The sequence below is a fragment of the Candidatus Binatia bacterium genome, assembly GCA_036563615.1.
Classification (GTDB): domain Bacteria; phylum Desulfobacterota; class Binatia; order UBA12015; family UBA12015; genus DATCMB01.
The window spans coordinates 166,967-191,648 of sequence record DATCMB010000018.1 but is presented as its reverse complement, the minus strand read 5'-3'; the positions used below and the strand labels follow the sequence as shown (position 1 = coordinate 191,648).

Below are 24,682 nucleotides of genomic sequence, written 5' to 3'. Positions count from 1 at the left end.
GTCACGCGCGGATCTCGGCCCAGGCGCGGCGGTAGTCGTCGAAGCTGTCGATCTCCATCCAGCCCTTGTAGACGTCGACGCAGGTCACCTCGTGGCCGCGGTCGATGAGCTCCTGGAGGAGATCGGGGAGGCTCGCGCGCTCGAGCGATTCCGCCTCGTGGAACGGACCACGGTGGCGCTCGACGAGGTCGCGGTAGGTCTCGCGCACCAGGGCCGCTCCGCGCTCGGAGAACATCGCCAGCCCGATGAACTCGCCGTGCGCCTCCTCGGGCGCGAGGCGCTGGCCGATCTTGAGCACGCGCGGACCGGAGGTCGACGGCACGAAGCGGTAGCCCGACACCGGCGCCTCCTCGGTGATCACCAGGTCGTGCTTGCGCTTCGGCACTCTGCCGTTCCCCGCCCGCACCGCGTCGTAGTACGCGCGATCGACGCCGATCACGATGTCGCCGCGCGCGCGCAGCATGCGGTTGATGATCGCCTCGTCGAAGATCACGTCGCCGTACAGGCAGACGAGCGGTCCGCGCAGCTCGTCGCCGGCGACCATCAGCGACGCGAGCTCACCGGTGGTCGCGTAGGCGTCGTTGTCGTAGCAGCGGAGCTGCGGATAGCGGATCGCCGCCTTCTGGTGGCCGCGCACGACCGCGATGTCCTTGATGCCCGACGCGTTGAGCGCCTCGATCTGCCGCTCGAGGATCGTCTTGCCCTTGATGTCGAGCATACATTTCGGACGGTCGCGCGTGAGGTCGCCGAGCGCGCCGTCCTCGCCGGCGGCGAGGATCACCGCCGTGCAGTCGAAGCCACCGGGCAGCAGATAGAGCGACTCGTTCTGCTTGAGGTCGCCGAGGCCGACGAGCGCGTAGATGTCCTCGAGCGGCGCGATGCGCTTCTCGAGCTCGATCGTCTCGCCGGCCTTGAGCGCGGCGAGCGCGTCGCGCATCGCGACGACGGCCGCGCGCAGCGCCTGGTTCGCGTAGATCACCAGCCGGAAGCCCGCGCGCTCGAGCTCGCGCAGCGGCGTTCCGACGTACGTCGTCGGCACGGCGACGAGCGGCACGTCGCGGTCCCACGCGGCGGCCACCTCCGCGAGCTCGCTCAGGTCGTGGTGCTTCGAGTGGATCAGGATCGCGTCGGCGCCCGCGTCGGCGTACGCGCGTGCGCGCGTCAGCGCCTCCTCCTTGCCCCAGCCCGCGATCAGCGCCTCGGTGCGCGCGATGACGACGAAGTCGTCGGCCTTCTGCGCGGCCTTCGCCGCCGCCACCTTGCGCGCGTGCTCCTCGGTCGGGACGAGCTCGCGCGCGACGCCGGCGTAGAAGCTGCAGCGCTTCGGGAAGACGTTGTCCTCGATCGAGATCGCGGCGACGCCCGCGGCCTCGAAGTCGGCGACCGTGCGCATGACGTTGATCGCGTTGCCGAAGCCGGTGTCGCAGTCGGCGATCACCGGGATCGACGTCGCCTCGACCATCGCGCGCGTCGCCTCGAGCGTCTCGCTCATGGTGAGGATGCTCGCGTCGGGCACGGCGCGCACGGCGGAGAGACCGAAGCCGCTCGCCCAGACGGCGTCGAAGCCCGCCTGCTCGACGAGCTTGGCGGACAACGCGTCGTGCGCGCCGCAGGCCACCACGCAGGCGCGCTCGGCGAGCAGACGCTTCAAGGATCGCGTGGCAGCGCCCATCGACAGGCTCGGGGTACGATACGGCCGCTCGAGCCGCAACCCGTCAAGGACCGATGTCCGCGTCTTGACGAGCGAATTGAAAGCGCCGGGGAGCGCGGGATAAGGTGCCACCCATGGCCACGATGATCACCGACGAGTGCATCAACTGCGGCGCCTGCGAGCCCGAGTGCCCCAACACGGCGATCTACCAGGGCGGCGTCGAGTGGGTGGCACCCGACGGAAGCAAGCACCCCGCGCTCTCGGACCAGACCTTCTACATCGTCCCCGAGAAGTGCACCGAGTGCGTGGGCTTCTACGATCACGAGGCCTGCGCCGCCGTGTGCCCGGTCGACTGCTGCGTCCCGAACCCGAACATCCCCGAGACCGAGGACGTGCTGATCGCGCGCGCGAAGGCGCTCCACCCCGACAAGACGTTCGGCCCCGACTTCCCGTCGCGCTTCAAGGCCGGCGGGGCTGCCGCGCCCGCTCCGGCGCCGGCGGCGGAAGCCCCGGCCGCGGCTGCCGCGTCACCGGCGCCGGCTGCCGCCCCGGCGGCACAGACTGCGGCTGCGGCGCCTGCCGCTGCTCCCGCGCCGGCCGCCGCTGCTGCACCCGCCGCGACCGTCGCGGTCAGCCCGGAGGACGCGCTCGCGGCGTCCGTCCCGGCGCTCGAGGAGTGGGGCGTCCCGCTGGTCTGCTTCCGCTGCTCGGGGCAGTTCGAGGTGGAGTTTCAGTACATCAAGCCGGGCGTCGTGCTGCACTGCCCGCACTGCGGCGGCTCGTTCGTGTGCAACACGGCGCTCTACCAGTCGCTGTCGCGTCGGCTCACGAAGTTCTACTCGTCGTGGACCAAGAGCTTCGAGGAGTTCCGCGAGCGCCGCGCGCGCGAGCTCGAAAACTTCGAGGCGAGCCAGAAGGCGGCGCTCGCGAAGCTCGAGGAGGATCTCAAGGAGATCTCCGCCAAGGCGGATCTCGCCGGAGCTCCGGTCCGCAGCCGCGGGCTGCTCTGAGCGGGTTCGCTGGGCCGGCCGTTCGGCCCGAGCGCTCGACGCCGGCCGAGCGCGCCCGGCCGACGGATCCCGATCCGCCCTCGATCAGTACTCGCTGCGCAGCGCGACCGACGCGACCGGCTGCGCGAGACCGAGGCTGCGCAGCAGCGCGATCGTGTACCAGCCGAGGTCGATCTCCCACCAGCGCTGCGCGAAGCGCGAGCTGCCGGGGAACTCGTGGTGGTTGTTGTGCAGCCCCTCGCCGCCGGTGATCACCGCGAGCAGCCACATGTTGCGCGCGCTGTTCGCGAAGCGCTGGTAGCCGATCCAGTGCGCGGCGCCGTTGATCGACGCGTTCAGGAAGATGTACAGCCCGACGTGCAGGCCGAAGGCGATCAGCCCGAGCAGCGGACCGAACGCCAGCATCAGCATCCCCGCGAACAGACCGAGGCCGAGCCAGCTGTTCGAGAACAGACGATCCCAGCGGTCGTCCGTGATGTCCTTGGTGTAGCGCGCGATCGTCTCGGGATTCGCGGCCTCGCGGCGGTAGTACGCGTAGTTGAGGAGCTGGATCTGCCAGAAGCCGTGCACGTACGGTGAGTGCGGGTCGCCCTCGGCGTCGGCGAACTTGTGGTGCTTGCGGTGCACGGCCGCCCACTGCCGCGGCTCGATGCCGGTCGTGAGCCAGATCAGCAAGCGCATCACGAAGCGCACCGACGGCGCCAGCGTCACCGCTCGATGCGACAGGGACCGGTGCAGGTAGATCGTCGTGCAGAGCGTGGCGATCTGCACGGTGATGAAGACGGTGATCAACGCGAGCACCAAGTCGTGCATCGAGAAGGTCAAGAGATCGAGCATCGGACGGCCTTTCCTCCCTCACGGAAACCAAGCGGAGCGCGAGGTCGGCTCCAGCTAACTACGATGCCGCGAGAGCCGCAAGCAGGTTGGTCTGCGCGCGGAAACTCGCGTTGGCCGCGCGGCGCGCTCGTGGTACCTTCTTCCCTCGCAATGCTCGACGAGCGCGTCCTGCGCGAAAGGATTCAGGAGCTGCTGCGTCCCTACGCGTCGAACTGGAGCGGCTCACTGCGTCGCGGCGATCTCGTCATCCCGCAGGTCGAAGTGAACCGGGTCATCCAGGACATCACTGCCGCGGTGCAGGAGGCGCTCGACGAGCGCTCGGAAGCGTCCGACCTGGCGCTGTTCCGCTTCCTCTCGGAGACGCGCCGTCTGCCCTCCGTGCAGGACCAGGTGAAGGCCCTGCGCGAGCAGTTCCTGGTCCTCGAGCGCAAGCGCTAGGTCCGCGCGCGCGAGCAGCTCGCGCGCGGCGCTCCGCGTCGTGTCGCGCCGCGACGCGTCGCGCACGGGACGATTCCACGGTCGTTGCACGCGTCCCGCTCCGCGAGCGTTTCGCGTCTGCGCTGGCGCTGGCGACGATTCGCACGGACCGAAATGGCACACGCGCACGCTCGACTGTGTCATTCCGGACTCGGAGCGCACACCGCAGTTGACAACGCGCTCGGGAGCGGCGCGACAATTCGCGATTTTTCGCCAGCCGCCAGCGGCCGTCGAGATGGCACGCGTGATGCTCTGGACCCGGGCATCCCCCAAGCACCCCTCGGCCCTGTCGGAGCCCCTCCCTCCGGCAGGGCCACCCGCCCTCCCCCCAAGGCGCGGACACGCGGCACGCCAATCGGCCCGCGACCACGAGGTGCTCGGAAGCGCGTCAAGCGCTTCCGCTTGCGCGTTTGCCGCAGGGTCGGTGCGGCGAATCCTCGCCCGTGGGTGCGTCCAATTTGCGGCCGTTGGACCGTCTGCTACTCTAATGCACTGCTTCAGGTCGTTTAAGCCAACCTGAACTCACACCCATGCACATCGAGACCCTCAAGGTCTTCTGCGACCTCGTCGACACGGGCAGCTTCTCCGTCGCGGCCGCGCAGAACTTCGTCACCCAGTCCGCCGTCAGCCAGCAGATCCGGACGCTCGAGACGCGCTACGGCCGCAAGCTCGTCGAGCGCGCCAAGCGGCGCGTCCGCCCGACGCCGGCGGGCGAGATCTTCTACGAGATCTCGAAGGAGATCGTCACCCGCTACCAGGACCTCGAAGGCCGCCTGCAGGCGTTCGCCAACATCGTCGCCGGCACGGTGCGCGTCGCGACGGTGCACTCGGTCGGGCTCTACGAGTTCTCGGACGAGCTCAAGCGGTACGTGAAGGCCTACCCGAACGTGAACGTTCGGCTCGAGTACAAGAAGTCGAACCAGATCTACGAGGACGTGCTCTCCGGCACGCTCGACGTCGGCGTCATCGCGTACCCGAGCAAGCGCCCGCAGATCCGCCTGATCCCGTTCCGCGAGGACCGTCTGGTGCTGATCTGCAGCCCGGCGCACCCGTTCGCGAAGCAGAAGACGATCTCGATCAAGAAGCTCGAGGGCCAGAACTTCGTCGGCTTCGAGAAGGACATCCCGACGCACAAGGCGATCGAGCGCGCGCTGCAGAAGCACGGCATCCGCGTGCACTACGTCGCCGAGGTCGACAACATCGAGGTCATCAAGCGGATCGTCGAGGTCGGCACGGGGATCTCGATCGCACCCGAGCCCGCGGTGCGTCCCGAGGTGCGCAACAAGACGCTGGTCGCGATCCCGCTGAGCGACGAGACGTTCCTCCGCCCGCTCGGGATCATCTACAAGGAAGGCCGGCACTTCTCGCCCGCCGCCGAGAAGTTCATCGAGATCCTGACGCCGCCGGCCGAGAGCTGACGGGACGCTCGCCCCGAGCCGCGTCCGCGAACGCTTCGAGCTCGCCGAGCAGCTCGAGCTCGGCCTCCAGGTGCGCGAGCGTGCGCAGGTCCGCGAGGTGAGCGAGCGTGCGCAGGTCTGCGAGGCGCTCGAGCGTCGACCCGCGACGCTCGTCGCGCAGCTCGCGCACGAGCCGCTCGCGCGCGCGGCGCTCGGCACGCAGGAGCTTCGCGTCGAGACGCTCGCCCAGGTGTGCGGCGAGCGCGACCCTGATCAGCAGCGGACGCGCGACGAACGCGCGGCACGCGGGCTCGTCGACGAGCCAGCGCCGCAGCACCTCGCGTCCCGCGTCGGTGAGCGCGTAGCACCGACGCCGACGCCGCGACGGCGGATCTTCGTCGACCGCGACCACGAGCCCGGCGCGCGCGAGCTCCGCGAGCAGCGCGTAGACGTGCGACGGCTCGAGCTCGCGACCCGCGAGAAAGGAGCGATTCAGGCGCTCGCGCAGCCGATAGCCGTGCGCCGGGCCGTGCTCGAGAAGGCCGAGGACGATGTGCTTGACGGACATGCGATCCTCCCGGCCGAGGATCGAGGCGTCGCGCCGGCTCGAGCAAGCCGCCGACGCGATTTCATGTCACGCGTGCAACCGCCGGAACTCTAACCCAGCCGCGGCATGACCTCGCGCGCGAACAGCTCGAGCTGCTCGGGGCTGCCGAAGTCGCCGAACATCACCATGAAGCGCTGCACGCCGAGCGCGGCGCGCGCGCGCAGCGCGTCCGCGACCTGCTCGGGCGTGCCGAGGTGGACGTCGCCGTCGAGCTTGACGAAGCCCGCGAGCTCGCGGGCGAGGCGCTCGCGGGCGCGCTCGACCTCGGCGGCGTTGCGTCCGAGCTCGACCATGATCTGCTCCGAGACCTCGATCGTGTCCGGGTCGCGGCCGACCTCGGCGCAGAATTCCAGCAGGCGCTCGCGCTTCGCCGCGAGCTCGCGCCAGTTCGGGTTCGGGCAGTTCCAGCCGTCGGCGTGGCGCGCGGCGAGGCGCAGCAGCGAGTCGCTCGCGCCGCCGAGGATCAGCGGCAGGCGCTTCGGCTTCGGCAGCATCGGCGCCGCCTCGACGCGGTAATGCTCGCCCTCGAACGTCGCGCGCTCCTCGCGCCACATGCGGCGGACGATCTCGACCGCTTCCGCGAGCTGCTTCGAGCGCACCCGGGGCGGCGGGAAGGCGTAGCCGTAGGCGCGGTACTCCTCCTCCATCCAGCCCGCGCCGAGGCCGAGCTGCAGACGACCGTCCGAAAGATCCGACAGCGACGCCGCCATCTTCGCGAGCAGCGCCGGCGAGCGGTACGACTGACAGAGCACGAGCGGCCCGAGCAGGATCCTGTGGGTCGCGACGGCGAGGCCCGAGAGCGCCGTCCAGGCCTCGAGGTGGTTCTCGTCGGGGCGCGTCGGGAACCAGAAGTGGTCGTCGAGCCACAGCGACTCGTAGCCCAGACGCTCGATCAGCTCGGCGCGCGCGCGCAGGGTCGGCCAGTCGAGCCCCGCGAGCGGCAGGAAGACGCCGACCCGGGGAGCCTGCGAAGCGGAAGACGCCATGCGCGCCACTGCACTCATTCCCGGGTCGCAATGCAAGCGCACGACGTCCGACGACGGTCGTGGGAACGTGGTCGCGCAGTCAAGTTGACAACCCTCGCGGTGGCCACGACGATGCCGGGATCCCCGAGGGTTGAGGAGCTCCACGCATGGCAGGCAATCGAGAGCGCAAGGTGGCGGTCGTGGGCGCGACCGGCGTCGCCGGACAGCAGTTCATCGCCGCGCTGCAGAACCATCCTTGGTTCCGCATCACGACGCTCGCCGCCTCCGAGCGCTCGGCCGGACGCAGCTACGGCGAGGCGCTGCGCGACGCGAACGGCGCGTTTCGCTGGTACTGCGACGAGGAGCCGAGCCCGAAGGTGCTCGCGCTCGAGGTCGCCAACGCGCGCGACCTCGACCCGACGTCGGTCGACATCGTGTTCACCGCCGTCGAGAGCGACGCCGCGCGTGAGCTCGAGCCGAAGCTCGCGAAGCACAGGCCGGTGTTCTCGACCGCGTCCGCGTTTCGCTACGAGCCCGACGTCCCGATCGCGGTGCCCGGCGTCAATCTCGATCACCTCGCGATCGTCGACGAGCAGCGTCGCCGCCGCGGCTGGCAGGGCTTCATCGTGCCGCTGCCGAACTGCACGACGATGGGGCTCGTCATCACCCTCAAGCCGCTCGACGAGGCGTTCGGCGTCAAGAAGGTCATCATGACGTCGATGCAGGGGCTGTCCGGCGCGGGACGCTCGCCGGGGGTGGTCGCGCTCGACGTCCTCGACAACGTGATCCCCTACATCGTCGGCGAGGAGGAGAAGGTCGCGCGCGAGACCGGCAAGATCCTCGGCGGCGTGCGCGACGGCGCCTTCGCCCCGCACGACGTCGTGGTGAGCGCCACCTGCACGCGCGCCAACGTGCGCGAGGGCCACACCGAGGCCGCGCACGTCGAGCTCGCGCGCTCGGCGAGCCTCGAGGAGGTCCGCGCGGCGTTCGAGAACTTCGGCCGCGAGTTCTGCGCGCGGAATCTGCCGTCCGCGCCGCGGCGGATGATCGTCGTGCACGACGACCCGTTCCGTCCGCAGCCGCGCCTCGACCGCGACGCCGACGGCGGCATGACGACCTCGGTCGGCCGCCTGCGTCTCGACGCCGCGGGGCTGCGCTACGTGCTCGTGTCGCACAACACCAAGATGGGCGCCGCGAAGGGCGCCGTCCTGGTCGCCGAGCACATGGTCGACGCGGGGCTGATCTAGCCACAGCGGCTGCCCAGCAGAGCGACTCCCGCCGCGCGCGTGCGTCCGCGTGCGTGCGTTCGCGCGCTGTGCGGTGGCGCGCCGCGTCCAGCTACGCCGCGGGCGCGACGACCTCGGTCGGGATCCGCACCTCGAAGACCGTCTCGTTCCCCGACAGCAGCTCGACCGTGCCGCCGAGCATGGCGGCGAGACGCTTGACCAGGTAGAGGCCGAGCCCGAGGCCCGAGCCACCGGCGCGCAGCCCCGCCGAGCCCTGGCGGAACATCTCGAACACCTTCGGCCGCTCCTCGGGCGGGATGCCGGGTCCGGTGTCGCGCACGCGCATCACGATCTGGCCGTCGCGCACCTCGACCTCGACCGCGACCAGACCGCTGGTCGTGAACTTGAGCGCGTTGGTGACGAGGTTGCGCAGGATCGTCGCGAGCTTCCCGGAATCCGAGCGGACCGTCACGGCCGGCGCGTCGCAGCACAGCTCGACGTCGGGCTTCCGCAGGTACTCGACCTCGTGCACGATCTCGGCGCACAGCTCGTTCAGCTTCACGTCGGACAGCACGACGTGGTCGAAGCCCGCCTCGACCCGGCCGACGTTCAGCACGCCGTTGATCAGGTCGAGGAAGTGCACCGAGCAGTCGTACATGCGCGCGACGAGCTGCCGCTGCTCCTCGCTGAGCGGACCCGCGGCGCCCTCGAGCAGCATCGCGTTGTAGCCGATCAGCACGTGCAGCGGCGTGCGCAGGTCGTGCGACACCGCGGCGATGAAGTCGGCCTTGACCTGGTTCGCCTCCTGCAGCGAGCGAACGAGCCGCGCGTTGCGCAGCGCGACCAGCGCGTGCTTCGCGAGGCCCTTGGCGAGCGAGATCTGCCGGCGCGCGAAGCGTCCGGTGCGCTCGAGGTAGCCGAGCGTCATCAGCCCGACGAGCTTGCCGTCCTCCACGAGCGGCACCGCGAAGTACGACGAGATCGGAACGTCGGCGACGTACTCGGCGATCTCCGGCACCTTGCGCACGTCGGGGATCTCGAGGACGCCGTCGTCCGATTCGGCGATGCACTGCTCGACCCAGGCGAGGATCTCGCCGCTCGCCGGCTGATCGTCGGGCGGCGCGGGCACACCGTGCACGGCGACCCGGCGCATCTCCGACGATCCTTCGTCCATCAGGTGCACCGCCGCCCAGTCGCAGCCGACCGCCTCGGCGACCTTGGCGGCGAGCGCTCCGAGCAGCTCGTCGGGATCGTGCATGCGGGCGAGCAGCGTCGCCGTCTCCGAGAGGTTCTGGGAGAGACCCGTCGCGTCGTCGGTGCGGGCGACGAAGTCGACGCCGAGCGCCGCCATCGTGCGGATGACCTCGATCGCCGCGCGGTCCGGCACGCGCACGCGGTCGGCGTCGCACCAGGACATCTGCAGCGCGCCGATGATCCGCGGTCCGCGCTCGAGCAGCACGAACATCGCCGACTCGATCCCGAACTGCTCGAAGATCGGCCATGCGAACGGGGTGACCGTCTTCGCACGATGAACGAGCGAGACCTTCTCGGTGATGAAGCGCTCGTTCGCGACCGGCGTCTCGCGCATCGGCACGAGGAGCTGGTGGAGCCGCTCTTCCTCCTCCGGCGAGTAGCCGGCGGCGATCAGGGTGAAGATCGACATCTGGCGCAGGTCGCCGCGCCAGATCTGCACGCGATCGCACCCCGTCAGCTCGCGGACGGTTTCGCACAGCGCCTGCAGTGCGGTTCGCGGCTCGTTGTGCGCGACCAGCGCGCCGGCGAGACGGACGCACCAGTCTCCCGGGTCGACCGCGCCGGGACCGACCGCACCGACGGCAGACTCCGCCTCCGATGCGGTCAGCGCGATCGACGGGTTTCCCACGATGCCCTCACCTTCCTTCATCGGCAGTGCTGCGCCATGAGCTGAATTTCTCGCCAGCGGAGTGCCTGGCGCGTGCCAGGCGGAAGGTAACACCGCCGCGCAGGGCGTCGAGCTGGCGTCTCTTGAGGCTCGCGCGACGCGCGGTGTAGGAGCGCGCGTGCTCGTCGCCAGCGCAGCCTGCGTCGCGTCGCGTGCGTGGCGCGCCGCGTGGCTCGACACCTCGCTGCTGGTCTTCGCCGGCGCCGTGCTGTTCGCTGCGGGACTCGCCGACTACCCGCTGTGGGACCCGGGCGAGGGACGCAACGCGCAGGCGGCGCGCGAGATGGGTCGCGCCGGGCGCTGGCTCGTCCCGATGCTCTACGGCGAGCCGTACTACGACAAGCCGGCGCCGTTCTTCTGGTTGCTCTACGCGCTGCAGCGGCTCTTCGGCGAGAACGAGCTCGCAGCGCGGCTGCCGTCGACGCTCGCGTCGCTCGGCACGCTCGTCGTGCTGCACCGCTTCGCGCTGCCGCGCTTCGGACGCGCGACGGCGGCGCTCGCCGGCGTGATCTACGTCACGTCGCCCGAGGTCGTGGCGCTCGCCCGCTTCTGCAACTTCGATGCGACGCTCACGCTGTGCGTGACGGTCGCGGTCGTGGCGTGGCTCGGCTGGCTCGAGCGACCCGAGCGCTTTCCCGCGCTCGCCTACGTCGCGATGGGCGTCGGCGTGCTGGTCAAGGGACCGGTCGCCGTCGTGCTGCCGCTGCTGACCCTCGCGACCTGCGCGTGGCGACGTGAGCGCGTGCGGGAGACGCTGCGCGCGATGCGCCCGCTCGCGGGCGCGGCGATCGTCGGCGCGCTGGTGCTGCCATGGCTCGGCTGTGCCGCGATCGCGGATCCGGCGTACGTGCAGACCTTCCTCGTCGGGCACAACGTCGAGCGCTTCCTCGGCACCGGCTACGGCCACGAGGGCGGGATCCTCTACTACGTCCCCGTGCTGCTCGGCGGGCTGTTCCCGTGGAGCCTGCTCCTGCCCGCGACGCTCTTCGTGCGCACGCGCGACGACGCGCTCGACGACGTGCTGTGCTGGGCCGCGGTCGTGCTCGCGTTCTTCACGATCGCCCAAGCAAAGCTCGCGACCTACGTGCTGCCGGCCTGTCCGGCGCTCGCCATCTGGCTCGCCGCGCGGCTCGTCGCGCTGGGCGAGGAGGCGCACGCGCGCGCGCTGCGCTGGCTGCGCGGCGCGTTCGCCGTCTGGGTCGGGGCGCTCGTCCTGCTGCCCGTCGCCGTCGTCGCGTATCTGCGGACGACGTACCCCGAGCTCTGGTGGGGTGCGGCGTGGACGCTGCCGCTGCCGCTCTTCGCGGCGCTCGCCGTGCGTCGGATGGCGCGCGACGCGTTCCGGCCGCTCGCGCTGTGCGTGCTGCTCGCGGCGGTCAACGCCTACGTCGTCACGGCCTTCTACCTGCGTGGCGCGCCGCTCGTGAGCCAGGTCGTGTCCGACGCCCGCATCGCGCGGCTCGCGCGCGAGCTCGCACCGCACGCGACCATCGTCGGCTTCCGCATCCAGCCTGCGTCGCTCTCCTTCTACGCGAACGCGCCGGTGCGGCGCGCGCGCTTGCCCGAGGAGGTCGGCGCCGCGGCGCAGAAGGGACCTGTGCTGATCGTGACGCGACGACGCCACGAGCCGCTGCTCCGTGCGGCCGGCATCCCCCTGCACGTCTGGCTGGACACGCGACGGCACCTCCTGTACGCGACCATGCCGGTTTCCTGACCGCTTTCCACCCGTGCTCGGCAAGAGGAACTCGACGCTGGTCGCCGGCGCGCTCGTCGTCGTGGCGATCGCCGCTGCGCTGTACTTGACGGGGCTCGCGGACGTTCCGTTCTACACCAAGGGCGAGCCGCGCGAGGCGCTCGTCGTGTGGGAGATGGCGAACGGCACGAGCCTCGTGCTGCCGCTGCGCAACGGCACGGAGATTCCGTCGAAGCCGCCCTTCTTCCACTGGCTCGGCCTCGTCGTGTCGTCCGTGCTCGGCGAGGTCAGCGAGCTGACCGTGCGGCTGCCGTCGGCGCTACTCGCGATCGCCGGCGTGACCGCGGTCTACCTGTTCGGCGCCACCGTGGGACGGATCCGCTCGGGCTGGCTCGCGGCGGTCGCGCTGATGTTCAGCTTCGAGTGGATCCGCGCGGCACGCATCGCGCGCGTCGACATGACGCTCACCTTCTTCCTGGTCGCGGCCCTGATGTGCTTCGCGTGGATGAACCGCAGCGGCGTGACGCGCGCGCGGCTGTGGATCTTCTACACGGCGATCGCCGCGGCGACGCTCGCCAAGGGTCCGGTCGGCGTCGCGCTGCCGTTCTTCGTGATCGTGCTCTACGCGTTCACGAGCCCGCTGTCCGCGGACGTCGCGACCGCCGACTCGTGGCTGACGCGGCTCGTGGCGCGCGTCCGCAACGCCTGGCGCACGGTCTTCGAGCTGCGCCCGGTGCACGGGCTCGCTGCCGTCGCCGTGATCGTCGGCGCCTGGTACGTCGCGGCCTGGGTCATCGGCGGCAACGACTTCTTCGTCAAGCACGTGCTGAAGGAGAACCTGTTCCGCGTGATCGATCCGGAGCGGCTCGACACCGGACACGAGCACGGGCCGTTCTACCTGCCGCCGCACTTCATCGTCGGCGCGCTGCCGTGGAGCCTGCTCACCCCGGCGATCGCCTGGTGGCTGTGGCGGATGCGCCCGCTCGACGCGACGACGCGCTACCTCGTCGTCTGGTTCCTCGGCGTGATCCTCTTCTACTCGATCCCGGCCTCGAAGCGCTCGGTGTACATCCTCCCCGCGTATCCCGCGGGCGCGCTGCTGCTCGGGCTCGTCCTGGGTCCGGGTCCCGAGGGCGAGGGACCGCGCAAGCTCGCCGCGTGGGCGCTGATGGCGACCGCCGCGGGTCTCGCGCTCGCGGGTGTGGTGGTGCTGCTCGCGACGCTCGGCGTGCCGCTCGAGGTCCCGCTCGCGAGCATCCTCGAGCCGAAGGACCAGCAGGGCGTGGTGGCCGCGCTCGAAGCGCTGCGCGCGCAGCGCTGGCTCGTCCTCGGCGCGGTGCTCGCGATCGTCGCCGGCGCCGCAGGGACGTGGCGCGAGGCACCGGGCGCGCACTGGCTGCGCGCGAGCGTGACGCTGACGGTCGCGCTGATCGCGCTCTACGCCGGAGTGGTCGCCGTCGTCGAGCGCGGGCTCTCGCAGAGCCGCACGCTGAAGCCCTTCCTCGCCGAGGTGCGCGAGCGCGTGGGCAGCGACGAGATCGGCTTCTTCTGCACCTTCGACTACGGCGCGGTGTACTACGCGCAGCGCCACCTGCCGCTGCTGCTCGGCGGCGAGAAGTGCCACGACGACGCGTTGCGCCGCGCGACGCTCGCCGCCGACGACGTCCCGCCCTACCTGCTGATGTGGCAGGACGAAGCCGAGCGCGCGGGCGCGCAGGTCGAGGTGCTCCTGACCAGCGAGGGACGCGGCCCCAAGGGCCGCGCCCGGATGGTGCTCGCGCGGCCGACGGGCGTACCGCTCGAGTCACTGCCGCCCCCGGCGGCGCAGCCGGAGACGCGCCGCAAGCGGGGCGAAGCGACCGAGCAGGGCGCGGCCGGCGCGGACTGACGCCGCCGAGCTTCGGCCTTTCGGCGTGCGGCCGAGCCTCCGGTCGCGGCCACGGCCGATGGACGCGTCCCGCAGCCGCCCGCTATAGATGCAGCGCGCTCGGGGGACGGGGCCACGTGCGCACGCCAGCTTTCGCGTCAATGCAAACGGCACGGGAACCAGCGAGCGAGCCGAGCGTCGAGGAGAGCGCAGCGCCCGTCGCGTCCGCGATCGACGGCGCCGTGGCGAGCGACGGCGCCGCGCCGCGTCCCGCGCGCAGCTGGGGCCGACGCCTGCTCGTCCTCCTCGGCCTCGGCATGCTCGCCTTCCTGATCTACCAGGTGAACGCCGAGGACCTGCTGGCACGCTTCCTCGCGCTCGGCTGGCGCGCGCCGCTGCTCCTCTGGCCGTACCTCCTGGTCGCGATCGTCGACGGCTGGGCCTACTCGTTCACGCTGCCGCGCAACGGCGTGCCCCATCCGCCGCTGCCGTCGCTGATCCTCATCCGACTCGCGGGCGAGTCGGTGAACACGCTGACCCCGACCGCGTACCTCGGCGGCGAGCCGGTGAAGGCGATGCTGCTCGTCAAGCGCGGCATCACCGCGGCGAGCAGCACGGTGTCGGTCGTGGTCGCGAAGACGGCGCTCACCGTCGGGCAGATCGTCTTCATCCTGCTCGGCATCATGCTGACGCTCGAGCGCTTCGACCTCGTCCGGCACGGCGACGTGCTGTTCGTCGTGCTGTGCGTCGGCGGCGCGGCGTTCGCGGCGCTGCTCGTCCGCTGGCAGCAGCGCAACGTGTTCTCGAGGCTCGCGCGCACGGGCGAGCGTCTCGGGCTGCGCGGCAAGCGCTTCCTGCGCTTCAAGGCTGTCGCGCCGGAGATCGACGAGGAGCTCGGCGGCTACTACCGCACGCGCCCCTGGGACTTCGCGGCGACGACGGGGCTGCACTTCCTCGGCTGGCTGCTCGGCACCGTCGAGGTGAAGGTGTTCGCCGACCTGCTGCAGTACCCGATCTCGTGGCGCGACGCGTTCATCATCGAGTCGATCTCGCAGCCGTTGACGCTCGGCAGCGCGCTGATCCCGGGTGCGATCGGCGTGCGCGAGGTCGGCGGTGTCGCGATCTTCGGAATGCTCGGGCTCGACGAGTCCGCAGGGCTCGCGGTGTGGCTGCTGCGTCGCGTGCGCGAGGCCGTGTTCAGCGGGATCGGGTTGCTCTACCTGATGTACGCGACGCGCAGGAGGTCGGCATGAGCGAGCGTCCGGAGCGCACCGGCAACCCGATCGCGCGCTTCGCGAAGGCGGCGTTGCCGTGGGTCTTGACGCTGCTCATCCTCGAGTACTTCCGCCGGCGCTGGAACGTCGGCGCCGTGATCGACACGCTCGCCGGCGCGCGCTGGGGTCTCTACCTGGCGCTGATGGTCCCGTACTCGATCGTTTATTTCCTGCTTGACTCGCTGGCCGTGACGACCGCGGTGCGCCGCTTCCACGTGCCGGTGCGCTACCGCGACATCCTGCCGGTGCGTGCGGTGACCTACGTGCTCGCGTTGGTGAACTCGAACGTCGGTCAGGGCGGGCTCGCGCTGTGGCTGCACCGGCGCGAGTCGATCCCGCTGCTCGCGATCTTCGGCACGTTCCTGTTCCTCGCGTTCGTCGAGATCTACCAGCTCATCCTCTACTCCTCGATCGGTGTGGCGCTGTACGGCAGCCGCATCCCCGGGCTCGGGACCGTCTACCTCGTCGCCTACGCGCTGCTCGTCGCGTGGTTCCTCTACTTCAACGCGCTGCCGAAGCTCGGCGTGCGGCGTCCGGCGCCGGGGCTGTTCGCGACCTTCGGACGCGCGCGCGTCGTCGACTACCTGATCATCCTCGCGATCAAGAGCGTGTCGCTCGGGCTCGCGATCCTGACGCACTGGGCGGCGCTGCAGCTGTTCGCGATCCACGTGCCGCTCGGCGCGCTGCTCGCGAACCTGCCGCTGATCTTCCTCGGCTCGGCGCTGCCGCTGACCGTCGGCAAGCTGCACGCCGCGGCGCTGTGGGGCTACATGCTCGGCGGTCCGGACGGCTACGCGTCGCCGGAGAGCCTCGGCACGTACAGCCTGGTCGCGCACCTGACGTTCCTGGTGATGAACGCGCTGATCGGCATCGCGTTCCTGCCCAAGGCGGGGCGCGAGATCTGGGACCTCGCCGCGACCAGCAAGCAGGCCGAGCCCGCGGCCGAGGCGATCGGCTCCGGCGCGAGCGAACGAACGCGCTAGCCGCGCGTCAAGCGAAGGAGCACCGGCGCCAGGTTGAGGCACGCGACCGCGACGCTCACCGGCATGAGAAACCCCGCGCGCAGCGAGGCCGCGAGCGCGCCGCTCGCGACCAGCACGAGCGCGTAGTTCGCGATCCCGGCGAAGTGTCCGGCGCGATCGGCCGGACCGCGCCGCGGCGGCGCGTCGGTGGGCGGAGGCGTGCGCGTCGCGCGCAGCGCCGCGACCGCGAGCGCGCCCAGCGCGAGCACGACCGCGGCAGGCAGCAGGCGCGACACCACGCCCTGCGCCGCGAGCGCGGACAGCGCGCAGACGACGAACACGCCGTCGCCGACGACGTCGAGCACCGCGCCGCGTCGCGACGCGCTGCCGAGCCGGCGCGCGAGCCGTCCGTCGACGAAGTCGCTTGCCGCCGCGAGGGTCGCGACGATCAGCGGCAGCTCGGCGCTCGCCCCGAGCGCGAGCACGTAGAGCGGCCCCAGCACGATGCGCCCCGCGGACAGCAGCATGGGCAGCACGCCGAAGCGGCTCTCTGCGCGCGCCAGGTGCATTCCCGGACCCCCTGTTCTAAGAAAGCCGGATGGCGTTCAAGTTCTGTCCCGAGTGCGGGACCCCGGCGGAACCTGGTGGCCGCTTCTGCACCGGCTGCGGCAAGCCGATGGGTGGAGGTGGCGGCACATCGGCGTTGCCGGTCGCCGGCGTCGTCGCGCTCGCGACGTTGCTGCTGCTCGGTGGCGGCTTCTGGCTCTACTTCCGGCTCGCGCCCATGCCGCCCCGCCCGCTCAAGCCCGGTGAGGGACAGGTCGCCGCGGCGCCGGCCGGACGCGGTGAGGCCGCCGCGACCACGCCGAGCGGCCAGCCGCACCCGCAGATCGAGCTGCCGGACGACATCAAGCAGTACATCGCCAACCTCGAGCAGGAGGCGAAGTCGAAGCCGAACGACGTCGCCGCGTGGCAGACGGTGGCCCGCGTGCAGTACCGCGCCTCACGCCTCGACCCGAGCTACGCGCCGGCGGCGCGCGCCTCGTTCGAGCACCTGCTCGAGATCGACAAGAACAACCTCGAGGGTCTGCGCGGCCTCGGCAACCTCGCCTACGACCAGCAGGACCGGAAGACCGCGATCGAGTACTACGAGCGCTACCTCGCGCTGAAGCCGGACGATCCCGAGGTGCGCACCGACCTCGGCACGATGCTCTTCGAGAGCGGCGACGTCGGGCGCTCGGAGATGGAGTTCAAGCGCGTCATCGAGCAGAACCCGCGCTTCTTCCAGGCGTACTTCAACCTCGGCATCGTCTACGAGGCGAACGGCGACCGCGAGGGCGCGAAGGCGCAGCTCGAGAAGGCGCGCGAGCTCGCGCCCGACGACGCCATCAAGAGCAGAATCAGCGCGCTGATCACCGCGGCCGAGCAGGGCATTCCGTTCGTCCAGGCCGCCGAGGCGTTCGCGGCCCAGCAGGCGCAGGCGGCGACCGCCGGCGCGGCGCCGGGCACGGGCGCGCCGGCCGCGGGCTCGGACGGCGCGCCGGCGAGCGCGACGTCCGAGCCGCAGAGCTTCGCCGCCGGCGTCGAGCAGGTGTTCCGCAGCAACCCGGTCGCGGGTCCGAAGGTGACGCGCGTCGAGTGGCCGTCGCCCGAGCGCGGGCGGGTCGTGATGACCGCGTTCCCGATGGACCAGATGCCCGACGCGATGCGCGACGGCTACCTCGACAAGATGACCAAGGGCGTGCGCGAGGCGAAGGAGAAGTTCTCGGTCGCGGGCCCGGTCACGATCGAAATCGTCGACGCCGCGAGCGGCAACGTGATGGCGACGGTCGAGGCGAACTGAGTCGACGGGCGCGCGCGTCGCTTACCAGCCGAGGCGCGCGCGCAGCTCGCGCGCCTGCACGCGCGACAGCTCGACCTGGCTCGACTGCGAGTCCTTCATCACCAGCCGGTAGCGACCGCCGAACCAGCGCGCGATCTCCTTCACCTGGTGCAGGTTCACCAGGCGCGACTTGTGCGCGCGGAAGAAGACCTGCGGGTCGAGCCGCTCCTCGAGCTCGCGCAGCGTGAAGTTGGTCATCAGCGCGCGCCCGTCGACGTGCGCGTAGACCAGACGCGACTCGACCGCGAACCAGAAGATCTCGCTCACCGGCACCACGAGGATCTTGCGCGCCGTGTGGACCGGGATCTGCGTCGCGTAGACCTTGCGCGGCTCGGCGACGCGCGCCAGCGCCTCGACGTCGCTGCGCGCGCGTCCGTCGGCGAGCTTCTGCCGCACGCGGCCGACCGCCTCGGCGAGCCGCGCCTGCGAGAACGGCTTCAGCAGGTAGTCGAGCGCCTCGACCTCGAACGCCTTGATCGCGTACTCGTCGTACGCCGTCGCGAAGATCACGTGCGGCGGGTCCTTCAGCGCACGCAGCACGCCGAAGCCGTCCATCGCCGGCATCTGCACGTCGAGCACGACGAGATCGGGCTGCTGCGCCTCGATCAGCTCGATCGCGGTGGCGCCGTCGCCCGCCTCGCCGACGAGCTGCACGTCGGGAATCTTCTTCAGGAAGCCCTTGACGCGCTCGCGCGCCAAGGGCTCGTCGTCGACCACTACCGTACGAATCATTGCTTCAGTGAACGGTATCGAGCGCGCCCGGCGGCGTCGTGGCCTGCGGGACGCGCACCGTGACCTCCGTGCCTTCTCCGGGACGGCTGGTGATGCGCGGCGCGTACTGCTCGCCGTAGAGGTGAACCAGACGGTCGTGCACGTTGCGCAGCCCGACGCCCGCGGAGAGCGCTGCCTGCACGCCGTTGCGCATGCCGACGCCGGTGTCGCGGACGACGACGCGCAGATCCGCCCCCTCGAGGCTCGCCTCGATCGACACGCGACCGCCGCCGACCTTCTGCGACACGCCGTGGCGCACGGCGTTCTCGATCAGCGGCTGCAGGATCAGCGTCGGCACGACGCCGTGCCGCGCGCCGTCGCTGACCACGAAGTCGACCGACAGCCGATCGCCGAAGCGCGCCCGCTCGATGTCCAAGTAGGCGTCCGCGATCTCGAGCTCGTCGGCGAGCGTGACGAAGGAGCGATTGTCGCTCTGCAGCAGGTAGCGAAAGATCTCGGCGAGGCGCTCGACGCACGCTTCGGCGCGGTCGGGATCGCTCGAGATCAGCTGCGCGATCGAGTTCAGGCTGTTGAACAGGAAGTGCGGGTTGATGCGCGCGCGCAGCGCCTCGAGCTGCGCAAGCGACGCGAGCTCGCGCGCCTGGCTCTCACGCTTCTCGAGCAGGAAGATCTGCCACCAGCTCTGGTTGAAGCCGATCACCGTGATCAGGACGACCGGCACGATCGGCACCGCGAAGTAGAGGAGCGGCAGCTTCTGCAGCCAGGTCGCCGGCACGACCACCGTGAGGTCGCCGCCCCTGTACGCCGAGAACATCCAGGTGCCGTAGTTGAGGAACATGATCCCGTTGACGATCACGAACGACGTGGCCGTGATCACCACGAAGGTGATCACCACCTGGAGCAGCAGCGTCGTCGAGCGGCGCTGCGTGGTGACGCGCGGGAACACCCACTGCCAGAGCAACAGCGCCGCGCAGCCGTAGACGGTCGAGCCGAAGAGCGCGCTCCACAGCGGCGACCAGCGCTGCACCATGATGCACTGCACGAGCCCGACCTGGAGGCCGGTGGCGAGCGCGCCGCCGAATACGAGCTTGGCCTGACTGCGAAGCCGGCTGGTGGGCTGATCCCGGAGTGCTGGCATGCCCTTGGTCCGGCCCGGTTGCATACAACAATCGTCAAGCCGAACGCACCCGCCGGACGCACGGCCGGCGGCGAACCGTCAAGAACGGGGTCCGAGCGGGCGGAACCGGGGTCCGAGGGACGCGGGGCTCGGTCGCGAGCGGCGGCGCGGGGGTTGCCGCGCGCGGGCTCGGGCACGCCGCGTGCGTGCGATCCGTCCGGCAACGGCGCAGGCGGGACCTGCGGCAAGCCCGGTCGTGAGCGCAACGCCAGCGCATCTGCGACCTCGGCTGGCGCAGCCCGCCCCTCGCACACTACCCTCGCGATGATGTCCCGACCCCGCGCAGAGCTTCCCGTCCCGCCGTGCGCGCCGCTGCGCGTCGGCATCCTCGGCGGTGGGCAGCTCGCGCGCATGACCGCCGACGCGGCGCGCCGGCTCGGCATCGACACCGTGGTGATCGATCCCGAGGCCGAGGCCCCGGCCGGACAGGTGACGCGCCAGATCGTCGGGCCGCTCAGGCGCGGCGAGGCGCTGGTCGAGCTCGCGCGCCAGATCGACGTCGCGACGCTCGAGAACGAGTTCGTCGACCTGGGCGCGCTCGAATACCTCGCGCACCATGGCGTCATGGTGCGCCCGTCGATCCACACCTTCGGCGTGATCCTCGACAAGCTGCGCCAGCGCGAGCGTATGGATGCGGCCGGGCTCGGCGGCGTGCCGTTCGCCGACGTGACGACGCAGGCGGAGGTCCGCGCGTTCGCCGAGCGACACGGCTGGCCGGTCGTCCTCAAGACGCGCTCGCAGGGCTACGACGGACGCGGCGTCGCGATCGCGCGCGACGCGGGCGACCTGCCGGCGGCTTGGGAGCGTCTCGGCGCCGGCGTCCGGCCGCTCATGGCCGAGGGCTTCGTCGACTTCGAGCGCGAGGTCGCGGTGATGGTCGTGCGCAACGCGCACGGCGAGGTGCGCGCCTACCCGGTCGTCGACACCGTGCAGGAAGACTACGTGTGCCGCGTCGTGCGCGCGCCGGCCGACGTCCCGCCCGAGATCGCCGCGGCCGCGACCGACGTCGCGGTGCGCGCCGTCGAGGCGATCGAGGGCATCGGCGTGCACGGCGTCGAGCTCTTCGTCGGCCGCGACGGACGGGTCTCGGTGAACGAGATCGCGCCGCGCCCGCACAACTCGGGGCACTACACGATCGACGCCTGCGTGACGTCACAGTTCGAGAACCATCTGCGCGCGGTCGTCGGCCTGCCGCTCGGCCCCGTCGACATGACCGTTCCCGCCGCCGTCATGGTGAACCTGCTCGCGACGCGACACGGCGACGCCTCGGAGCTGCGCGGCGGCGCGGTGCGCAGCGGCGACGCCTGGGTGCACCTCTACGGCAAGCGCGAGCTCCGGCCGGGACGCAAGATGGGCCACGTCACCGCGGTCGGCGCGACGCACGAGGAAGCCGAGCGACGGGCGAACGAGGCCGCGCGAGCGCTCGGCTTGTGAGGCTCAGCGCTCGGTCGGCGAGCGACGTCGCATCAGCCTCCGTCACGCCGCGCGAGCGCGCGGCGCAGCGCGCGAGCATCGACACTCATTCTCTCGACGCACTGCCCTCGATCGGTTACCTCTGGGGGCAATGTCGGAGGCGTCAAGCGGCGCGGCACGCAGGCGTGAGCCCGTGGTGGGAATCATCATGGGCAGCGACTCCGATCTCCCGGTGCTGCAGGCCGCGGCGGACGTCTGCACAGAATTCGCGGTGCCGCACGAGGTGCGCATCGTCTCCGCGCACCGGACGCCGCTCGACATGGCCGAGTACGGCCGCACGGCGCGCGAGCGCGGCCTGCGGGTCATCATCGCGGGCGCGGGCGGCGCGGCGCATCTTCCCGGCATGGTCGCGTCGCACACGACGCTGCCGGTGATCGGCGTGCCGGTTCCGACCGAGCACCTGCGCGGCCTCGACTCGCTGCTGTCGATCGTGCAGATGCCCTCGGGCATCCCGGTCGCGACGGTCGCGATCGCGGGCGCGAAGAACGCGGGGCTCCTCGCCGTGCAGATCCTCGCGACGACCGACAGTGAGCTCGCGATGCGGCTCGAGACCTATCGCGCCAACCTGGCCGAGGCGTCGCGCCAGAAGAACCGCAACATCGCACGCGACAAGCCGCGCGCGCGCTAGGCGAAGAAGTCGGCATGGATTTCACGGCCGCGGAGATCGCCGCCGAGATCGGCGGACGCGTGGTCGGGGGCGACCCCGCGCGACGCTTCACGTCGGTGACGATCGACTCGCGCAACGTACCGGCGGGCGCGCTGTTCGTGCCGCTGCCGGGAAGCCGCGTCGACGGACACGACTTCATCGCGAACGCCGTCGCGCGCGGCGCCGGGGGCTCGCTGACGGCGCGACCGGACGCGTCGGTCGCGTCGTCCGACGCGGTGCTGATCGCGGTCGACGACACGCTGCGCGCGCTGCAGGCGCTCGCGCACGCCTGGCGCAAGCGGCTGCGCGCGACGGTGATCGGCGTCGCCGGCAGCAACGGCAAGACCACCACCAAGGAGACGCTCGCGAGCGTGCTCGCGACGCGCGGCGCGACCTTCGCGACGCCGCGCAACGAGAACAGCCAGATCGGCGCGCCGCTGACGGTGCTCGCGACCCCCGCCGACACCGCGTTCCTCGTGCTCGAGCTCGGCACCAGCGCGCCGGGCGAGCTCGACCGCCTCGCGCGCATGGCGGCGCCCGACCTCGCGATCATCACCGCGGCCTTCGCCGAGCACCTCGAGTGGCTCGGCGACGTCGCCGGCGTGGTCGCGGCCGAGACCGAGATCCTCGATCACCTGCGCCCGGGCGCGTTCGCCGCGATCGGCTCGTCGGAGCCGCTGCTGCTCGAGGCGGCACGGCGTCGCGACACGCTGCGGATCCGCTCGGTCGGCGAAGCGCCGAGCGACGACTGGCGCATCGCCGGCGTGCGGCTCGAGCGCGACGGCACGCGCTTCACGCTCGAGCACGCGGGCTCGTCCCACGAGTGGCGGATGCCGCTTCTCGGCGCGCCGGCGGCGTGGGCCGGAGCGTTCGCGGTCGCGGTCGCGACCGAGCTCGGTCTCGACGCCGATTCGATCCAGCGCGGGCTCGACTCGGCGGTCGCGGTCGCCCACCGCCTGGTGCCGCTGCAGCACCCGCGCCTACCGATCTTTGTGCTCGACGACAGCTACAACTCGAACCCGGCGTCGTGCCGCGCGGCGATCGACACCGCGGTCGCGCTGGCGCGTCCGGGGGATCGGGTCCTGCTCGTGCTCGGCGACATGCTCGAGCTCGGGGACGCGACCGCTGCCGCGCACGAGGAGATCGGCGCCGAGATCGCGTGGCGCGCGCCGGGCGCGACGCTCGTCGCCGTCGGACCGCACGCGCGCGGCATCGCGCAGGTCGCGCGGCGCAACGGCGTGACCGTCCACGAGGTGGACGACGCGGCGAGCGCCGCCGACGTCGTCGCAGACCTCGTGGCCGGGAGCGGGCCGTTCACCGTGCTCGCGAAGGGCTCGCGCGGAATCGGTCTCGATCGCGTCGTCGACCGTCTGCTCGCGCTCTAGCGGAGCTCCTCTCTCAGGCGGCCTTCGCCATCGGCTCGCGCGCGAGATCGCGGCCGAGCAGGTTGGCGCGCAGGCGCTCGGGGGACAGCTTCAGGAACTCGCAGACGTTTTCGAACGCGAACGGATGCGAGCGATCCGTCGATGACACCCAGAGGTACGCGTCCATGTAGAGGCGCTGGTTCGCGTGCTGGCGCGCGTAGCGGAAGTTGCGCAGATCCGCCGCGGTACGCTCGAGGATCGCGAGCAGCAGCTGACGCTCCGGCGTGAGCTCGCCGAAGCCGTGCCACAGGACCTGGAACTGGACCGGGTCGATCGCGAGAGGAACGGTTCCGTCGTCTAGAGTGATGAAGCTCGAATCCGCTGGGACGTGCATTTGGCGTCTCTCCCTTCTCGGGGGGTCTTCACGCGCCCGTCGGAAACGAGCCGCGCTGCGTCGTGGCGCCAAAGCGGCGCATGGGACGACGGAGGGCAAGACGCAGGCCAACGGAGCAACGGCGCGAATTCGCCGTGTTTCCTCCGTCACGCGCGCAGGACTACGCGCCGGTGGCGTGTACGTGGTGCAGGGAGAAATGGAAGGTCTTGCACAGGCCGCGTGCTCTGGTCACGCGAGCAGCAGCCAGACGAAGACCCCGGCTCCGACGACGATTCGGTACCAGCCGAAGGGACGCAGCGAGCTCGTCTGCACGTAGCGCAGGAACGCGTTGATCACGACGAGCGCGCTCACGTACGCGGTCACGAGCCCGACCGCCATGCCGAAGCCGAGCTCGCCGGCGAGCGCGTCGCGCGTGTCCCACAGCGTGTAGAGCGTCGCCGCGTACATGGTCGGCAGCGCGAGCAGGAAGGAGAAGTCGGTCGCGGCGCGGCGATCGAGGCCGACCACGAGCCCGGTCACGATGGTCGCGCCCGAGCGCGACACGCCGGGCACCATCGCGAGCGTCTGCCCGATGCCGATCAGCAGCGCCTGACGGAACGTCATCCGCTCGAGGTCCGCGAGCCCCGCGAAGCGCCGCGGCCGGTCGATCGCCAGGATGAGGAAGCCGCCGACGATCAGCGTGGTCGCGACGATCCCCGGGCGGAACAGGGCATCGAGGTAGTCCTTCACCAGCAGCCCGACGACGACCGCGGGCAGGAACGCGAGCAGCACCTTGAGGATGAACAGGCGCGCGAGCGGACGCGTCGAGGCCTCGACCGCCATGCGCACCAGGCGCTCGCGGTACACCCAGGTCAGCGCCAGCATGGCGCCGAGCTGGATCACGATCTCGAACTCGGGGGAGCCGTAGTCGAGCAGGTGCGAGACGACGATCAGGTGGCCCGTGGAGGAGACCGGCAAGAACTCGGTCAGACCCTCGACGACGCCGAGGATCGCGGCTTTCCAGGCGATGGTGACTTCGGGGGACATGTGGCTCGAGCGTTCCTCGGATTCGGCGTGGGACCGAGCGGGCGGCGCCGCAACCGGTTTGCGTCCCCATACCGCATCGGGTAGCGTCCCGGCGAAAGGTC

Annotated in this window: 22 protein-coding genes; 12 read left to right on the top strand and 10 right to left on the bottom strand. The window is 71.2% G+C overall.

Annotated elements, in window-relative coordinates; translation table 11 throughout:
- Position 1: 1 nt before the first annotated feature.
- Entirely contained in the window at positions 2-1,651 is a 1,650-nt protein-coding gene (locus VIS07_14975) for an isocitrate lyase/phosphoenolpyruvate mutase family protein (GenBank protein ID HEY8516809.1), read from the bottom strand.
- Positions 1,652-1,785: 134 nt separating this feature from the next.
- Here VIS07_14975 and VIS07_14970 point away from each other — a divergent pair, with 134 nt between their 5' ends.
- Positions 1,786-2,661 carry a 4Fe-4S dicluster domain-containing protein gene (locus VIS07_14970; protein ID HEY8516808.1) on the top strand — a complete coding sequence of 292 codons (876 nt, stop codon included), beginning with the start codon at positions 1,786-1,788 and terminating at the stop codon, positions 2,659-2,661.
- 84 nt (positions 2,662-2,745) lie between these two features.
- Here the strand turns inward: VIS07_14970 and VIS07_14965 are convergent, their stop codons facing one another.
- Positions 2,746-3,498, bottom strand: coding sequence for a fatty acid desaturase (locus VIS07_14965; protein HEY8516807.1), 753 nt, complete (start codon positions 3,496-3,498; stop codon positions 2,746-2,748).
- A gap of 150 nt (positions 3,499-3,648) precedes the next feature.
- On the opposite strand from VIS07_14965, the gene VIS07_14960 reads away from it, so the two are divergent.
- Both VIS07_14960 and VIS07_14955 read left to right on the top strand, forming a co-directional pair.
- On the top strand, positions 3,649-3,936 hold the full coding sequence (locus tag VIS07_14960) for a hypothetical protein (GenBank protein ID HEY8516806.1): 288 nt from the start codon (positions 3,649-3,651) through the stop codon (positions 3,934-3,936).
- 569 nt (positions 3,937-4,505) lie between these two features.
- Positions 4,506-5,393, top strand: coding sequence for a LysR family transcriptional regulator (locus VIS07_14955; GenBank protein HEY8516805.1), 888 nt, complete (start codon positions 4,506-4,508; stop codon positions 5,391-5,393).
- Here VIS07_14955 and VIS07_14950 read toward each other — a convergent pair.
- Both VIS07_14950 and VIS07_14945 read right to left on the bottom strand, forming a co-directional pair.
- Complete coding sequence (locus VIS07_14950; GenBank protein ID HEY8516804.1) at positions 5,359-5,940, bottom strand: PadR family transcriptional regulator; 582 nt, start codon at positions 5,938-5,940, stop codon at positions 5,359-5,361. The genes VIS07_14955 and VIS07_14950 overlap by 35 nt on opposite strands.
- 89 nt (positions 5,941-6,029) lie before the next feature.
- The gene (locus tag VIS07_14945) at positions 6,030-6,965 is read right to left on the bottom strand and encodes an LLM class flavin-dependent oxidoreductase (GenBank protein ID HEY8516803.1); all 936 of its coding nucleotides are present in this window, start codon (positions 6,963-6,965) and stop codon (positions 6,030-6,032) included.
- A 146-nt stretch (positions 6,966-7,111) separates the two neighbouring features.
- Here VIS07_14945 and asd point away from each other — a divergent pair, with 146 nt between their 5' ends.
- A complete protein-coding gene (gene asd / locus VIS07_14940) occupies positions 7,112-8,191 on the top strand; it encodes an aspartate-semialdehyde dehydrogenase (protein HEY8516802.1) in 1,080 nt (359 codons plus the stop codon).
- A gap of 91 nt (positions 8,192-8,282) precedes the next feature.
- On the opposite strand, the gene VIS07_14935 is transcribed toward asd, so the two are convergent.
- The gene (locus VIS07_14935; GenBank protein ID HEY8516801.1) at positions 8,283-10,052 is read right to left on the bottom strand and encodes a GAF domain-containing sensor histidine kinase; all 1,770 of its coding nucleotides are present in this window, start codon (positions 10,050-10,052) and stop codon (positions 8,283-8,285) included.
- A 157-nt stretch (positions 10,053-10,209) separates the two neighbouring features.
- On the opposite strand from VIS07_14935, the gene VIS07_14930 reads away from it, so the two are divergent.
- From VIS07_14930 to VIS07_14915, 4 genes are all read left to right on the top strand, one after another.
- Positions 10,210-11,805 (top strand): glycosyltransferase family 39 protein, encoded by a 1,596-nt coding sequence (locus VIS07_14930; protein ID HEY8516800.1) that lies wholly within the window; start codon positions 10,210-10,212, stop codon positions 11,803-11,805.
- Positions 11,806-11,818: 13 nt separating this feature from the next.
- Positions 11,819-13,672 carry a phospholipid carrier-dependent glycosyltransferase gene (locus VIS07_14925; protein ID HEY8516799.1) on the top strand — a complete coding sequence of 618 codons (1,854 nt, stop codon included), beginning with the start codon at positions 11,819-11,821 and terminating at the stop codon, positions 13,670-13,672.
- A 221-nt stretch (positions 13,673-13,893) separates the two neighbouring features.
- Positions 13,894-14,904 carry a flippase-like domain-containing protein gene (locus VIS07_14920; protein ID HEY8516798.1) on the top strand — a complete coding sequence of 337 codons (1,011 nt, stop codon included), beginning with the start codon at positions 13,894-13,896 and terminating at the stop codon, positions 14,902-14,904.
- The gene (locus VIS07_14915; protein ID HEY8516797.1) at positions 14,901-15,908 is read left to right on the top strand and encodes a hypothetical protein; all 1,008 of its coding nucleotides are present in this window, start codon (positions 14,901-14,903) and stop codon (positions 15,906-15,908) included. Before VIS07_14920 ends, VIS07_14915 begins: the two co-directional genes overlap by 4 nt.
- On the opposite strand, the gene VIS07_14910 is transcribed toward VIS07_14915, so the two are convergent.
- Positions 15,905-16,456: a CDP-alcohol phosphatidyltransferase family protein gene (locus tag VIS07_14910; GenBank protein ID HEY8516796.1), complete on the bottom strand. Its 552-nt coding sequence runs from the start codon at positions 16,454-16,456 to the stop codon at positions 15,905-15,907. The genes VIS07_14915 and VIS07_14910 overlap by 4 nt on opposite strands.
- 29 nt (positions 16,457-16,485) lie before the next feature.
- Between VIS07_14910 and VIS07_14905 the strand changes: the two genes are divergently transcribed.
- A complete protein-coding gene (locus VIS07_14905; protein HEY8516795.1) occupies positions 16,486-17,730 on the top strand; it encodes a tetratricopeptide repeat protein in 1,245 nt (414 codons plus the stop codon).
- A 21-nt stretch (positions 17,731-17,751) separates the two neighbouring features.
- Here VIS07_14905 and VIS07_14900 read toward each other — a convergent pair whose 3' ends face one another.
- Together VIS07_14900 and VIS07_14895 are read right to left on the bottom strand one after the other, a co-directional pair.
- Positions 17,752-18,501: a LytTR family DNA-binding domain-containing protein gene (locus VIS07_14900; GenBank protein HEY8516794.1), complete on the bottom strand. Its 750-nt coding sequence runs from the start codon at positions 18,499-18,501 to the stop codon at positions 17,752-17,754.
- Positions 18,502-18,505: 4 nt separating this feature from the next.
- Positions 18,506-19,639, bottom strand: a complete 1,134-nt coding sequence (locus VIS07_14895) for a histidine kinase (protein ID HEY8516793.1) — start codon at positions 19,637-19,639, stop codon at positions 18,506-18,508.
- A gap of 306 nt (positions 19,640-19,945) precedes the next feature.
- Between VIS07_14895 and purK the strand changes: the two genes are divergently transcribed.
- From purK to murF, 3 genes are all read left to right on the top strand, one after another.
- Positions 19,946-21,112 (top strand): 5-(carboxyamino)imidazole ribonucleotide synthase, encoded by a 1,167-nt coding sequence (purK, locus tag VIS07_14890; protein HEY8516792.1) that lies wholly within the window; start codon positions 19,946-19,948, stop codon positions 21,110-21,112.
- Between the two features lie 130 nt (positions 21,113-21,242).
- A complete protein-coding gene (gene purE / locus VIS07_14885; GenBank protein HEY8516791.1) occupies positions 21,243-21,779 on the top strand; it encodes a 5-(carboxyamino)imidazole ribonucleotide mutase in 537 nt (178 codons plus the stop codon).
- 14 nt (positions 21,780-21,793) lie between these two features.
- A complete protein-coding gene (gene murF, locus VIS07_14880; protein HEY8516790.1) occupies positions 21,794-23,182 on the top strand; it encodes a UDP-N-acetylmuramoyl-tripeptide--D-alanyl-D-alanine ligase in 1,389 nt (462 codons plus the stop codon).
- Between the two features lie 13 nt (positions 23,183-23,195).
- Here the strand turns inward: murF and VIS07_14875 are convergent, their stop codons facing one another.
- The gene (locus VIS07_14875; GenBank protein HEY8516789.1) at positions 23,196-23,555 is read right to left on the bottom strand and encodes a hypothetical protein; all 360 of its coding nucleotides are present in this window, start codon (positions 23,553-23,555) and stop codon (positions 23,196-23,198) included.
- A 228-nt stretch (positions 23,556-23,783) separates the two neighbouring features.
- The gene (locus VIS07_14870; GenBank protein HEY8516788.1) at positions 23,784-24,581 is read right to left on the bottom strand and encodes an undecaprenyl-diphosphate phosphatase; all 798 of its coding nucleotides are present in this window, start codon (positions 24,579-24,581) and stop codon (positions 23,784-23,786) included.
- Positions 24,582-24,682 lie beyond the last annotated feature (101 nt).

Coding starts and splice junctions, on each gene's coding strand:
- murF (HEY8516790.1), top strand. CDS start 21,794: ATGGATTTCACGGCCGCGGAGATCGCCGCCGAGATCGGCGGACGCGTG.
- VIS07_14965 (HEY8516807.1), bottom strand. CDS start 3,498: ATGCTCGATCTCTTGACCTTCTCGATGCACGACTTGGTGCTCGCGTTG.
- VIS07_14915 (HEY8516797.1), top strand. CDS start 14,901: ATGAGCGAGCGTCCGGAGCGCACCGGCAACCCGATCGCGCGCTTCGCG.
- VIS07_14895 (HEY8516793.1), bottom strand. CDS start 19,639: ATGCCAGCACTCCGGGATCAGCCCACCAGCCGGCTTCGCAGTCAGGCC.
- VIS07_14900 (HEY8516794.1), bottom strand. CDS start 18,501: ATGATTCGTACGGTAGTGGTCGACGACGAGCCCTTGGCGCGCGAGCGC.
- VIS07_14955 (HEY8516805.1), top strand. CDS start 4,506: ATGCACATCGAGACCCTCAAGGTCTTCTGCGACCTCGTCGACACGGGC.
- VIS07_14945 (HEY8516803.1), bottom strand. CDS start 6,965: ATGGCGTCTTCCGCTTCGCAGGCTCCCCGGGTCGGCGTCTTCCTGCCG.
- VIS07_14960 (HEY8516806.1), top strand. CDS start 3,649: ATGCTCGACGAGCGCGTCCTGCGCGAAAGGATTCAGGAGCTGCTGCGT.
- VIS07_14910 (HEY8516796.1), bottom strand. CDS start 16,456: ATGCACCTGGCGCGCGCAGAGAGCCGCTTCGGCGTGCTGCCCATGCTG.
- purK (HEY8516792.1), top strand. CDS start 19,946: ATGTCCCGACCCCGCGCAGAGCTTCCCGTCCCGCCGTGCGCGCCGCTG.
- purE (HEY8516791.1), top strand. CDS start 21,243: ATGTCGGAGGCGTCAAGCGGCGCGGCACGCAGGCGTGAGCCCGTGGTG.
- VIS07_14905 (HEY8516795.1), top strand. CDS start 16,486: ATGGCGTTCAAGTTCTGTCCCGAGTGCGGGACCCCGGCGGAACCTGGT.
- VIS07_14970 (HEY8516808.1), top strand. CDS start 1,786: ATGGCCACGATGATCACCGACGAGTGCATCAACTGCGGCGCCTGCGAG.
- VIS07_14875 (HEY8516789.1), bottom strand. CDS start 23,555: ATGCACGTCCCAGCGGATTCGAGCTTCATCACTCTAGACGACGGAACC.
- VIS07_14950 (HEY8516804.1), bottom strand. CDS start 5,940: ATGTCCGTCAAGCACATCGTCCTCGGCCTTCTCGAGCACGGCCCGGCG.
- asd (HEY8516802.1), top strand. CDS start 7,112: ATGGCAGGCAATCGAGAGCGCAAGGTGGCGGTCGTGGGCGCGACCGGC.
- VIS07_14870 (HEY8516788.1), bottom strand. CDS start 24,581: ATGTCCCCCGAAGTCACCATCGCCTGGAAAGCCGCGATCCTCGGCGTC.